We start from the raw sequence: 13,460 nt of genomic DNA, 5'->3' as shown, positions 1-13,460 counted from the left end.
AATTATGAAGTATAATGCTCTATCCCTTTACAGAACCTAGCATCACTCCCTTCGCAAAATGCTTTTGCAGGAATGGATATACGATCAATATTGGAACTGTCGCCACAAGCACAGCCGCCATACCAATCGTTTCTGCTGGAGGTGGATTTACAAAACCAGCTTGGGTCCCAGGATCCACAAGATTACCTTGGTTTAGGATAATCATTTGTCTCAGAATGACCTGCAAGGTCCATTTTGCCGGATCATTTAAATACAGCAGGGCATTGAAATATGAATTCCATAACCCCACCGCATAAAATAATCCAAATGCAGCTAATGCAGGTTTCGATAACGGAAGAATAATTCTCCCGAATATTTGAAGATCATTGGCGCCATCAATGATAGAGGCTTCTGTTAAATCATAAGGAACATTCACGAAAAATTGCCGCATGACAATCAGGTTGAAAGAACTAACAGCTCCCGGAATGATCAAAGCCCACAGGGAATCCATCAAACCGGTTTCCTGAACAATCATGTAGGAAGGAATCATACCTGCGCTAAATACGAACGTAAACAGCACCATGAACATATATACTTTTTGACCTGTTATCTTTCTTGACAATGCATACGCCATCATGGCTGTGACGAGTAGACTGACAATTGTACCTACAATCGTTACATAGACCGTCACCCCAATCGATCGCATAAATTCTTTGGAGGACAGAATGAATTCATAAGCATCAAGTACCCATTTTTTAGGCCACAAAAGAAATTCAGATACTACATAATCTTCATAACTAGCAAAAGACACAACAAACATATAATAGAACGGGAAGAGCATCGCAAGTGCAATGAATGTCAAGAGAACAATATTGAAAATATCAAGTAACTTGTCCGTTTTTGTGTTTTGGAGCACAGGTTTCCCCTCTTTCCTCTAGTAGATTCCGTCACCGCCAAACCGCTTCGACAACCGGTTCGCTCCAACGATCAAAATGAATCCAATAACGGATTTAAACAATCCTACTGCTGTAGCAAAGCTAAAGTCGGAATCCTGAATCCCCTTGAAGTAGACAAAGGTATCTAGAACATTACCAACTTCCATTGTGAATGGGGTTAACATGAGATAGATTTGTTCGAATCCAACATCGAGCACACTTCCGAGTCTCAAGATTAACAAGATAACGATCGTGGCTCTCAGAGCTGGCAGTGTGATATGCCATATTTGTTTTAGACGCGTTGCCCCGTCAACTGCTGCAGCTTCATATAAACTTGGATTGATTCCGGAAAGAGCAGCAAGGAAGATAATCGTTCCCCAGCCTGATTCCTTCCAAATAACTTGAAGTACAATTAAAGGCATAAACCAATTAGGGTCCTGTAAAAAAGCGATAGGCTCCATGTTGAAAACGCTACCAAGAAATCCATTAAGGATCCCGTTGTACTTCAAAAGAACAGTCGAAATTCCCACGATAATAACCCAGGATAAGAAATGCGGTAGATACACGATGGATTGCACAACTCTCTTGAGTGTATTACTCCGCAATTCATTCAGCATCAAGGCCAGTATTATCGAAACTGGGAAGGCAAAGAGAATCTGAAGGAAAGATAAATATAAAGTATTCCATAATACGCGCACGACTTCTTTATCTTCAAAAATGGTACTAAAATGCTTCAATCCGACCCAGTCGCTCTTCAGAAACCCTTGAAAGGGACTGAAGTCTTGAAAAGCTATGATGTTTCCCGCCATCGGTAGATAGCGATAAACAATGAAATAGACAAGGCCTGGAAGCAATAGCAGGAATAGATAACGCTCGCTCCATAAATTTCTCAGTTTATTCTTTTTGTTGCGGGAAGGTTGAATGTGAACTTGATTAGGATCCAGTTTGTTAGATTCAATCTGTGTTAACTCACTCATCTACGATTTCACTTCCTTATACATCATTCTGGAGATTGCTCTTCACTGCTTCTTACACTTTGGACTCTATGAGCTTTAAGATTATTCTCAAAACTCAAACCCTTGTCAACGCGATTTCCCGGTAGAACTCATCCAGTTCAATCGACTTACCCTTGTGCATACGAGACTCTTCTGCTGCAAAAGCCATTAAGTGACTTCGTAAAGATACGCTTGCCGAAGACAAACTTGCGACTCCTTCACCGTAACTTCTTACTTCATTCAAAAAGCTTCTAACGATTTTCGCATCTCCACCACCATGTCCACCAACAGGCTCAGATAGACGTAGAATCGATTCATGCTTGGTCAAGAAGTTAAACAGAGAAATTGAATTGTCGTCCATGTTCCCGCGAATTTCACCTTTGGTCCCCATAATCTGCACAATTCTTGTCTGTTCTCTTGTAAAACCACACATACTGAATGTGGCTGTAGCCCCGCCTTCGAATTCCATGTTAACGACTTGATGGTCAACGACATTATTATCCGATCTGTAAACACATTTCCCGTAGTCCGTTGTTTCCAGTGCAGAAATAATCCCTTCGTTCGTATGATCCTCGGTGAATTTCCTCGCCCAGCCTTTACCTTCTCCAAGATAATATCGACCGGCATGAAATGGACAATCATTCTCCGCTGGACACCCATCAAGGCAGCGTTCTGGCGCACCTAGGGGAGCGTTACTCTCGTTAAAATGCATTAGTGAACCGTATGAACTCACTCGTAAGCAAGGTTTATCAATAATCCAGGAGAGAATATCCATATCATGACAAGACTTCTGCAAAATCATCGGACTTGATTGCTCCTTGTTCTTCCAGTTCCCGCGAACAAAGCTGTGTGACATGTGCATAAACTCAACATTTTCATTTAATTGAACCGAAACGACTTCCCCGATCTGTCCAGTTTCAATGATCTTCTTAACATTTGACCAGAACTCGGTATAACGTAATACGTGGCAAATCGTTAAGAGTCTGTTGTGCTCTCTCGCTGTCCGTTCCATTTCGATACACTCAAGCGGATCTGGAGACATCGGTTTTTCAAGCAGAACATGATAGCCCGCCTTTAATGCTGCGATTGTTGGCCCGAGATGCATTCGATCCATCGTACAGATAATCGCAATGTCTGCCTTTTGATTACCCTCCAGTAGTGCTTCCCACGATTCATAACCGTTGTCGGCAGCAATTTCGTGCTCCTTCATAACTTTGTGCCTTCGATCCGCGTTCGGATCTGCAACGGCTACAATCTTAAGCTCATGCGGATTCTTAAGTGCAAATGGAGCATATGCACGCGCTCCCCTGTCTCCCGCTCCAATAAGAACAGCTGACAATTTCTTCATGTGTCTTCCTGCCTTTCTAGATGTTTCTTGTTGGGACTCAGTTCGTATTTATTTTTTTGGATAAGAGTTTGGTTACCAGCGTCTTGAGAAAAGTTAGGATGTAGTATCAAGAGGAGTATATACAGAGGTGGCTTCTATCAAGTAATGTAAACGCTGTTATAATTGAGAAGAGAAAAATAATAATTTATGTTATTTCCTATACCTTTCGTATTATTTGGATTTTTTTCCAAACAAGTTGGATTTCATTCATGATAATATAGCCATATTTGGTGTGTCAAGAATATTTTTTGGATATTTGGATCGAATGTGATTTTATTTATTGTATTTTGGATACAAAAAACCTGATGTCATTGTATCGACATCAGGTTCTCCCTTATCCTTATTCGCTTAACTCACCGAGTTATATAATCTTCGATTATACGTAGATGATTCTCTCACAATCAGATCACAGGGCAGCAAAACTTTGGGCAAAAATGAATACTGACCGTCTAAATAGTTAGCCATAAACTGTGCGGCCCCTCTTCCAATTTCATATTTAGGAACACGCACCGAAGTAAGTGGAGGACTGGTATACTGTGCAACCGTAATATCATCCATTCCAACAAAGGCGATATCTTGCGGAATTTGGCCTCCCTTTTCCACAACAGCTCTCATCGCAGAAATAGCCATCATATCACTCGCACAAAAGAACGCGGTCGGCCACTCCTCTTTAGGGTGGGTTAATAGCAACTCGGACAGCATGCTATAGCTGTTGTCTAAATTCCAATGGGTATTAATAATCCATTCTTTGGGTAAGGGAAAGTTATTTTCAAGCATGGCAAACTTATACCCCATATAACGCTCTTCATTGTCCATACATTCTGAATGTGGGGGACCACCAATAAATCCAATTTTGGAATGCCCTTGCTCTATCAAATGTCTGACAGCTACCCTAGAAGAATAAATTCGATCACAATCTACGACAGGTATTGAGAGTTCTTCGTCATTAAAACTAACTCCCACCACTGGAATATCCATATGCTCGAGAAGCTCAAACAGCTCTTTATCATACCAACTGATCGCAACGATCCCTTGAACACCCGATTCTTGGATGAGTGCCCTGATTCCATCGGATCCTGTAATTTCATCCGAAGTACGGATGATGGCTTGCAACTTCTTCAATTCATTGATTTGATCATGAAATCCCGCCAACACTTCAGAAAAGTAAGGGTGGTCTCCTAAGAGTTGCCGAGGAACAATACAAGCAATCTGCTTCAATGACGTATCATTATCATGAATAACCGGGCTAATTTTTTCTTTGAAAGAGTACCCCAGTTCAATGGCCGCTTCGTATATTTTTTGTTTCGTATGTTCATTTACCGGGCGGTTTTTATCATTGCTGATTGCCCGTGAGACCGTAGATATAGACACTCCTACTTTCTCAGCTATATCTTTAAGCTTTGTCACTTTTTCCACCATTCCCCTTAGCCAATTTGGCGCCAAATATATTGTACGTTTTGATCATATCATTTTCCCAAAGATTTCTAAACAAGAATATTAATTCAATATCCTCCCCATATCATAAAAAAAGTCCCCATTGATAGCTAAAAAAGCTATTTATGGGGGACTTATTGTATGTCTCGGTGCTATATAAGGACCAAAGGCTACTCTCGCCTTAATCCGCTTTTTCCAATAGTGTCTCTGTACTGAGCGTAAAGCCCTCAATGACGGCATCTTCGTCGACTTCAATCATAATACATCGTTTGCCTTGGAAACTGACTTGTCTCACATACTTTAAATCCTGCGGGCTGACCGAAATGGTAGCTACTTTGGTATCGATCTTGATCGATTTGGTCGTGAATTTCGGCATGACACTATTCGCTTTCAGCTCATAGTTCTTATCATCGACAATCGTCTCAAACGCTCGTTCCACTTTTTCCGGTGTCACGTTCTCTATACCACTTACAGTCAACACACGCTCTACATCTTTATAGTCAAGCTTCGGAGGTTCTTCCTCCTCTTGGTTACTCTCAATAATCTGGTGAATCTCCTCATACACATGCCCGATGATAGCTGCGTCCACCTGCTCGCCCGCCACTTCTCTCACAATATCTTCAAAGATCGCTCTCTCTTCTAGTGCCGTCATGTTCCTCTCGGCCGTCAAGACTTGTTCGATGAAATGAGGATTCGGATCATTCGATTTCCCTGTACAATATAGAACTCGGTTCACGTCTGAATAATTGTCAGTTACGCTAGGATAAAAGAAGCCTTGCTCCGGTGTACTCAGCTTAATAATCGGATCTACAATGACATTGTACTTATATTCCCGCTCCACATAATCAAACAAGAGAGCCTTGCGCTGCTTCTCTGTAGAGTTCACACTGCATAAAATGAACGGGTGCCCGAACACTTCATCCTTCACGCTCTCCTCGGTATCTTCATTCCTTGCCTTGGTCGGCCGATAATACTGGCCTCGAATAAACGTAACTACGGTATCCCGCTCATATCTGGTATCCACCAGCATTTTCTCCACTAGTAGCAACATCAGATCCGTCCATTCCTCGGGATCACCAGTCAACAACCCTTGGTGAAGGAGTACCTGCGTAGGATCTTCTGTTTCCTGCAGAAACTTTAGTTCAAATAGCTTATGATCCAATTCCCCGGTCAATAGTTTTTTGAAATTCCCCATGTATAAGTCTTGCTTCTCTCTATCCACTAATTCAAAGGGATGCCGCTCCCAGTGATAGATTTCGTTCGTTTCTTTCATGATGTACACATTCAGAATATCGTAAATATTCATTAGATCATTATCCAGCTTAAACTGCTTACGTATATGTGCGACTTCTTTCTTGTTCATCGTTCTATACACAACTCCTAGAAAGTAAATTGGCCTTATCAGTATATACGAAATATCAAACTTTCTCTAGAAAGAGTACTTCCTAGATTGGAATAACCTAAGCAAATAAAACAAAAGATACATGTGTTGAATGAACGTGAAGGAGTTGTAGATATGAATGATTTTTGGAACGAAATATGGAAATCGCTAAGCTTGGTCATATTTGGAATGCTAATTCTTCGTTTGTCCGGTCGAAAATCCATTTCACAAATGACGGTACCTACGACCATAGCAATGATTTCAATTGGTACTATTATTGTTCAGCCTATTGCTGAAGAAAATATATTTCTTACTCTAATCGCAGCTGTAATCTTTATTTCTGTTCTGATCTTTGTTGAATATATACAAGTGAAGTGGAACTTTTTTGAGAAGCTTATTACAGGACCCGCTATTATTGTGATCGAAGATGGACAACTTGTAGTCGGTAATTTAAAAAAATTAAGATTAACCGTTGATGGTCTTGAGATGAAACTGAGACAACAGGGCATTTCGAATCTGAAAGATATCAAGACAGCTACGATCGAATCCAATGGTCAACTCGGTTACGAACTGCGGGATTCCGCGAAACCAGTTACCCTCCAACAGCTAGAACAGTTATTTACCAAGTACATAAATCATACAGATGGTCCCGTGTATACTTCCAACTCAGAATCAGAATCAGATCGCATCAATTTATTTGATGAAATCAAAGTAGGTAAAGAGCATGTAGAAGATAAGAAGCTTCAATAAAATGAATAGAACGACTATTCAAAAAGCCTAATATCAGCCGCTTTGACGTGACCTGGTAATTGCTCATATGTACCCATTTCTTTAATCATTGGATAAATCTCTTGTAATGCTTCCCTACTGAGTCTTCCGATCGTTGAATACTTCACCATATCCTTAGATGTGATGCCCGAGAAGGCTCTAGCAAAATGGTTGGTCGGCAATACGGCTGTAATTCCGATCCCGTAGTTAGCCGCCGAAAAAGGGGTGTATTCACCGATAAGAATTTCACCTGCATGTTGTATCTGGGTCAACACGTGATCCTCAATATCATGCTCACACACGACCATGACATGTTCTGGAGCGAACCAATTGATAAACGCACAAGCTTTATCCACGCTTGAGGCAACAACGATTGCCCCCTTACCTTGAGGACCGAAGACATTCTCTAAATATAATCTTCGCACGCCCTCAACCTCATCAATACATCTCCATAGAAGCTCTTCGACTTTTCGCGCAAGGCTTCCCGATGTGGTGACCAGTATAGAAGAAGAATCTGGACCATGCTCCCCTTCATTGATGAGATCATATGCCACCTTTAATGGATCAGCCGTTTCATCTGCAAATATCACACACTCTGTGGGACCAATACCTAGCACACTCTTCTTCCCATAGGTCATTGCAACACTCATGGCTGCTGCAATTCCTCCAGGTCCAGGGCCAAAGATCCCATCAACCTCAGGAATGGAAGCAGTTCCTTGCGCGAATCCTGCTATGATGGCTACCCCATTGCCTACGACGAATTGATCAGCACCAGCAAGTCTTGCGGCAGCGACTGTTCCCGGATCTCCAGTTCCGTCAGGTAACGGAGGCATCCCCACAACGATTTGTCTAACACCTGCTACTTTCGCAGCTACGACCAACATGATGGCAGTCGAGATTAGCGGACCTTTTCTTGCAGGTATCCATATACCGACAGACTCTAACGGACTTATGCTTTCACCGATCACGGTTCCAGGCCTTATCTCCTTCTCCCAGGATTTCGGCAACATCGCTAAGTTAGCATCCTGCACATTGTTAATCGCTTGTTCTATAGCAATTCGAAAGGATGGTGACAGTGAAGAAATGCTATTCTGAATGTATTCATTTGATAGCATCAGTTCATCCAATACAGCATCGTCGTATTTCTTGGTGAGACTTCTAATCCCATCATCGCCGTGACTTGCAACCTCATCAAAGATCGATAAAACCCCATCTAGAACATCCCTGTTGAACAATGTTTTGTGTGTTTTGAACCGTTCTTTAATGATTTCATTCTGTTCTGGGATGGTGTAAATCATACTTTGGCTTCGCATCATCTTTACCTCCAGTGTTAGATATAAGCAAAAAAAGAGCCACGTGGATAAAAATACCCACATGACTCTTATCATTCAAGTCCGTAGGTATAACGCCAATAAGCGCTTGTACCTACGGAGAAAATCCGTAATACAAACGCCTAACGATGATGATGGCTATAGGATTTAGGAAGCATGACTACACAACCGATCATAAGAACAACCTCCTCAACCACACTTGGACTTATTATAAGTTGGAGTTCATACTTTGTAAATACTTTCCATTCGTTAACCTAACATTTCATCATATACTACGACGTAGTTCATAAAAATACTGTACTGCTGGATGCTTTAACTTCATCTTCTCGCTCATGTTTAAGATTCGCTTCTTACCAACACGACGATCAACCAATGCTAGAATGTTCAATAAGATATCGTCGCTTTCGATACTCTCATCTATGGATGTAGATAAAAACTTGTTAGCCACCACAATGAAATTCGACTTGCTTAATGCAGCCTGTGCTGACAATAGTTCCTTTGCACATTCTGTTATTTTCCTGTTTCTCGCAATGACTACTAGGCGATCCTCCGGGACAGGCCCCTTCGTATCTTTTCTGACCGCTTCAATTTCTTCTTCGCTGATTGGAATCTGGAATTCTGGATCATTCTTAATTTCGAGCTCCGTCTGATACCATTTGATCACGCTAGATTTATCGTTCATATTGAGTATGTTCTTTTTATCTACTGAAATATAACAAAGTCCCGCTTTATCCGGTACATACCGATAACCCGTTGCTCGGTATTCTACTCTTCCGATGAGCGCAGGACAGAGAAAACTCTCCAACTGTTGCTTCAATTTACTCCAGGACATATATCCTCCTATGTTCTCTAGGCCTGACTATAAGATATGTGACTGTCAGGTAGGTTCGTTTTTTTTTCGACTTTAACACCTTTAAATACTACCCTATAAAATAGAGGAAGGAATTAATGGATCGGAAATCCCCTCATCCATAATCCCTTCCTCGATTATATCACGTCTTATTCATTCACCGTTGTATCCAATAATTCGTTAACGTCCTTCATCTCTCTGTACTGCATAATCAGCTCAAGCCTTCAATATGTCCTGCCTCATCCAGCCGTATGCGCCATGCAGCTGGTTCCGCAGGTAGTCCCGGCATTGTGACGACCTTCCCTGTTAATACAACAACGAATCCAGCACCTGCCGACCAGCGGACATCCTGCACCTCAATGGTGAACTGCTCTGGAGCCCCGAGCACAGTCGGTCGGTCTGTAAATGAATAGGGCGTTTTCGCCATACAGATCGGAAGATCCTGCACACCAAGGCGTTCCAGTTCCTGAAGTGCTCGCTTCGCAGCCGGGCGGTATCTAACCCCAGCTCCACGATAGATACGTGTAACGATCGTCTCAATTTTCTCGACTAGTGGCATATCATCAGGGTATAGCAGCTCAAAGTCATCTGCCGATGAACCATCGGCCAGCTCTGCCACTTCCTGCGCTAACTCACGGCACCCTTCGCCGCCAAGCTCCCAAGCTTCCGATAGAATCGCCTTCACGCCAAGCTCTGCACAGAGTTCGCTAATCTGCGTAAGCTCTTTCTCCGTATCCGCCGCAAAGCGATTAATAGCGACGATGACTGGGACGTTGAAGAATCGCATATTCTCGATGTGACGACGCAAATTAACGAATCCGGACTGGATCGCATCGGCATTGTCCTCCAATAGCTCTTGCTTCGGAACACCTCCGTTGTATTTCAATGCACGTACGGTCGCAACAATGACCACGGCTGCTGGTTGCAGATTTCCCTTACGGCACTTAATATCCATGAATTTCTCCGCACCCAGATCAGCACCAAAACCCGCTTCCGTTACGACATAATCGGCTAACTTGAGCGCATGCCGAGTTGCTCGTATGCTGCTACAACCGTGGGCAATGTTCGCGAACGGACCACCGTGAACGAATACCGGATCTCCTTCAATGGTCTGTACCAGATTCGGATGGATCGCATCCTTTAGTAGGGCACACATCGCATCTACCGCCCGAAGCTCTTTCGCCGTCACCGGCTCCCCATCTATATTATATGCCACGACAATTCTGCCGAGCCGTTCCTCCAAATCCGCCATATCCGCTGCTAAACATAGCACTGCCATCACTTCTGAAGCCGTTGAGATCAGAAAGCCATCTTCACGCACTGTGCCATTGTTGTCACCAATACCGATCACAATCTGGCGCAGTGGCCGATCATTCATATCAAGCGCTCGTTTCCATACTATACGTGATGGGTCAATGTGTAACACATTGCCTTGGAACAGATGATTATCTATAAGCGCCGCAAGTAGATTATGCGCAGATGTAATCGCATGAATATCCCCCGTAAAATGCAGATTAATATCCTCAGCTGGTACAATCTGCGCTTTGCCACTGCCTGTGGCACCGCCCTTCATGCCCATGCACGGTCCAAGAGATGGCTCGCGTAGTGCAGCGGCTGCTGTCCGTCCAATTCGGTTCAGTCCCTGTGTAAGTCCGATCGTTGTGAGCGTCTTTCCTTCCCCCGCTGGCGTCGGATTCATGGCCGTAACAAGAATAAGCTTGCCATTGGGCCGCTGAGATATAGAGTCCCATACATCCTCGGAAAGCTTCGCTTTCCATTTCCCGTAAAGCTCAAGCTGATCTGCTTCAAGACCTAGTTGTGCTGCAACTTCTGTGATTGGTTTCATATCTGCCTCCATACCTATTCCGCTTTGTTCTCTATTTTTACTGTTAAGCTGAATCCTCTATATAGAATATTATAAAAAAATTCACTCCCAAAAGTTCATGATCATGAGGCGAATTTAGTACATGCATGTTGAAGATGAAAGATACTTATAGTATTCTCCATTAGGGCTCTCTTCGATCGTATACACCGAAAAAAACCTCTCCTTATTTGGAGAGATTAGAAATATCGATCAGTCTACGTATTAACACTTCTTAAGCTGTAATTTCCACTCCTCATGGAATCCCAATAGTCTGAGGTCAACATCATTGTATGCTTCTATTATTGACTCCAATCCTATCACCCATGTATTCCAAGTAGAAGAATCTGTTACAAGATATTTCAAATTAAATATCATAGCATATAACTGATTTTCTTTAATATCTTTAGTCTTGTCCTGTCTCTTGAATTTTACGCTTATAGGTAATTTTTGATTAAACAACCTACTATAATGAGCACAACGATTTCTCACAATAGTTAACACGTGTAACCAATTTGATATTTCCTCATATCGCAAATTATAATGCTTGGATATTTCTTTTTTATCTTTACTCTTAAGATTCTTAAAAAGCTTAGAAAGCCAACTGAAAGTTAATACCTCTACAGCTACCCAAACAGGGAATTTACCAGAGTATTTTGAAATATGATGGATTACAAATGGATCTTTCGATTTTGCTATGTTTCTACAAAGCTCTTCATTAAAATCCTTACACCAAGTATTGTTATTAAACATAGTTTCATCTTCATACCCATCAGGACCGTAATTATGAGCAATAGTATAAGAGATGTGTGTTCTAAATGATATTTCAACATATTCAATTACTTTCATTAAGTGCTGCCTTAAAAGAGAATCAAATTCATAATGTCTATATATCCGCTCAAAGGTTGTATTAGTGAAAAACTCATCATTTTGTTTGAATGTTAAAGCATAAGCAGTAAACCTATAGTAGTTTACTCGCTTCAGTACGGAAAGTGCACTGGCTTCATCAGAGATGATTAAGCCCCTGGAGCGAAGTATTTCGATTTGTTTCTCATATGTGGTAGGAGGCTTCAACACAACATCACTCATCGTCATAAAAATCACCTTTATAAAAAAAATGTCCGGCCCTCTTTACGCTTCCATCGGAGAGGCGCGGGCCGGATCTGTTACCTTAATGATAAAATAGCTGGTATATTAAGTCAACAATAATAAATTTTCATTATTTCATATTTATCCTGAATCAACTTCAAACATAATATATAGATATCCTTACAAAAAAAAGACTGTCGACAAGAACCTTCGACAGTCTCAGTAAGGGAATCTACTCCCCTTTTTATTTAGTTAAATATTACTTAGCCCAATACTGCTCGGCAATACGCTGTCCTTGCTTAATCTTCGCCCATTGCTCATCTTCCGTTAACTCATTACCGCCATCACAGGACGCAAAACCACACTGATGAGAGAGTAACAATCGATCCTTATCAATAATTTTCGATGCCTCATCCAGCATTCTAACGACCCGCTCCTCATCGTCAAGTGTGTTCGTCTTAGAAGATAATAATCCAAGCACAATTTCCGTGTCAGGCTTATCTTTGAACACCGCAAGTGCCTCAAGAGAACCTGCACGATCATCATCCCATTCCAGGAAAAAGCGATCGTATTTAAGCTGCTTCAAGAACAAATTCGCAATTTTGGCATAGGAACCGCCACCCATATTACGGGAATCGTAGTTACCACGGCAGTTATGGGTCCACATTTTCAAACCTAGGCTATGACCGTAATCGATGACTGTATTGTTAATATCTATAAATTCAGCAGCTAGAGCCTGTACTTCCTCTTGATTGATACTCTCGCCTGTATAGGGGGAGTTCGGGTTATCATCTGCAAATAGCTCCCATAAGCAATCATCGAATTGAAGGATTTTCCCTCCAGCCGCAGCGAACTCCTCTACAAATTCTTTATACGCCTTAACAAGGCCCTGTTTAAGCTCCTGTTTATCTTTATACACGGCATCTTTACCACCAATATTATCTGACCAGGATAACTCGCCAAAAATATGGGATGGAGATGGTACACATAGCTTCGTTTCACGGTCGCCAGCTAGGGCTTGAAGCTTTTTGTATACATGAATAAAATGATGGTTCTTCCCACTCAATTCATCCGTAATGCGTAAACCAATATCTTTTCGAGTCTCGTATTTCGAAGTTCCATCGGTATCTCTGAAGAAATATCCATGGTCTGCGATATAACGGTTAACCCCTTGGAATCCCCAAACAAAGTCTAGATGCCACATGGATTTAGAGAATTCCCCATCTGTTAAAATGGTCAATTCATTCTCAATTTCTTTATCGACAACAGCCTGAATCGCATCGGATTCTGACTGCTCATACCCCTTTAAATCATCGTAAAAAGGATAGTTAATATCATCACGATGTTCAATTTGATGCTTATATTCTAATAAATCCGACGGACGTAACAGGCTACCTACGATTTGAAATCTATTGCACATTATAGTTCCTCCTCCATGTCACAAAGCTCT

At 41.9% G+C, this 13,460-nt stretch carries 11 protein-coding genes; 1 reads left to right on the top strand and 10 read right to left on the bottom strand.

Annotation, left to right across the window (positions count from 1 at the left end; translation table 11 throughout):
• Window positions 1-19: 19 nt before the first annotated feature.
• The 5 genes from ACK8P5_RS04715 to ACK8P5_RS04695 all read right to left on the bottom strand — a co-directional run bounded on the left by ACK8P5_RS04715 (window position 20) and on the right by ACK8P5_RS04695 (window position 6,093).
• Entirely contained in the window at window positions 20-895 is an 876-nt protein-coding gene (locus tag ACK8P5_RS04715; protein ID WP_422659830.1) for a carbohydrate ABC transporter permease, read from the bottom strand.
• A gap of 18 nt (window positions 896-913) precedes the next feature.
• A complete protein-coding gene (locus tag ACK8P5_RS04710; protein WP_422659829.1) occupies window positions 914-1,891 on the bottom strand; it encodes an ABC transporter permease in 978 nt (325 codons plus the stop codon).
• Window positions 1,892-1,985: 94 nt separating this feature from the next.
• Complete coding sequence (locus ACK8P5_RS04705; protein ID WP_422659828.1) at window positions 1,986-3,257, bottom strand: Gfo/Idh/MocA family protein; 1,272 nt, start codon at window positions 3,255-3,257, stop codon at window positions 1,986-1,988.
• A gap of 387 nt (window positions 3,258-3,644) precedes the next feature.
• Complete coding sequence (locus tag ACK8P5_RS04700; RefSeq protein ID WP_422659827.1) at window positions 3,645-4,703, bottom strand: LacI family DNA-binding transcriptional regulator; 1,059 nt, start codon at window positions 4,701-4,703, stop codon at window positions 3,645-3,647.
• Between the two features lie 208 nt (window positions 4,704-4,911).
• Entirely contained in the window at window positions 4,912-6,093 is a 1,182-nt protein-coding gene (locus ACK8P5_RS04695; protein WP_422659826.1) for a DUF4317 domain-containing protein, read from the bottom strand.
• 153 nt (window positions 6,094-6,246) lie between these two features.
• Here ACK8P5_RS04695 and ACK8P5_RS04690 point away from each other — a divergent pair, with 153 nt between their 5' ends.
• On the top strand, window positions 6,247-6,861 hold the full coding sequence (locus tag ACK8P5_RS04690) for a DUF421 domain-containing protein (RefSeq protein ID WP_422659825.1): 615 nt from the start codon (window positions 6,247-6,249) through the stop codon (window positions 6,859-6,861).
• A gap of 14 nt (window positions 6,862-6,875) precedes the next feature.
• Here the strand turns inward: ACK8P5_RS04690 and hisD are convergent, their stop codons facing one another.
• The 5 genes from hisD to ACK8P5_RS04665 form a co-directional block, all read right to left on the bottom strand.
• Window positions 6,876-8,177 (bottom strand): histidinol dehydrogenase, encoded by a 1,302-nt coding sequence (gene hisD, locus ACK8P5_RS04685; protein ID WP_422659824.1) that lies wholly within the window; start codon window positions 8,175-8,177, stop codon window positions 6,876-6,878.
• A gap of 298 nt (window positions 8,178-8,475) precedes the next feature.
• Entirely contained in the window at window positions 8,476-9,042 is a 567-nt protein-coding gene (locus ACK8P5_RS04680; protein WP_422659823.1) for an SF0329 family protein, read from the bottom strand.
• Window positions 9,043-9,271: 229 nt separating this feature from the next.
• On the bottom strand, window positions 9,272-10,918 hold the full coding sequence (locus ACK8P5_RS04675) for a formate--tetrahydrofolate ligase (RefSeq protein ID WP_422659822.1): 1,647 nt from the start codon (window positions 10,916-10,918) through the stop codon (window positions 9,272-9,274).
• A 228-nt stretch (window positions 10,919-11,146) separates the two neighbouring features.
• The gene (locus ACK8P5_RS04670; protein WP_422659821.1) at window positions 11,147-12,010 is read right to left on the bottom strand and encodes an Abi family protein; all 864 of its coding nucleotides are present in this window, start codon (window positions 12,008-12,010) and stop codon (window positions 11,147-11,149) included.
• Window positions 12,011-12,269: 259 nt separating this feature from the next.
• Window positions 12,270-13,430: a cobalamin-independent methionine synthase II family protein gene (locus ACK8P5_RS04665; protein ID WP_422659820.1), complete on the bottom strand. Its 1,161-nt coding sequence runs from the start codon at window positions 13,428-13,430 to the stop codon at window positions 12,270-12,272.
• Window positions 13,431-13,460: the final 30 nt, after the last annotated feature.

Source organism: Paenibacillus sp. EC2-1 (assembly GCF_049311625.1).
Taxonomy (GTDB): Bacteria; Bacillota; Bacilli; order Paenibacillales; family Paenibacillaceae; genus Paenibacillus_AQ.
Note: the sequence above shows the minus strand (reverse complement) of the source record. Positions and strands in the feature narration are given on the sequence as shown.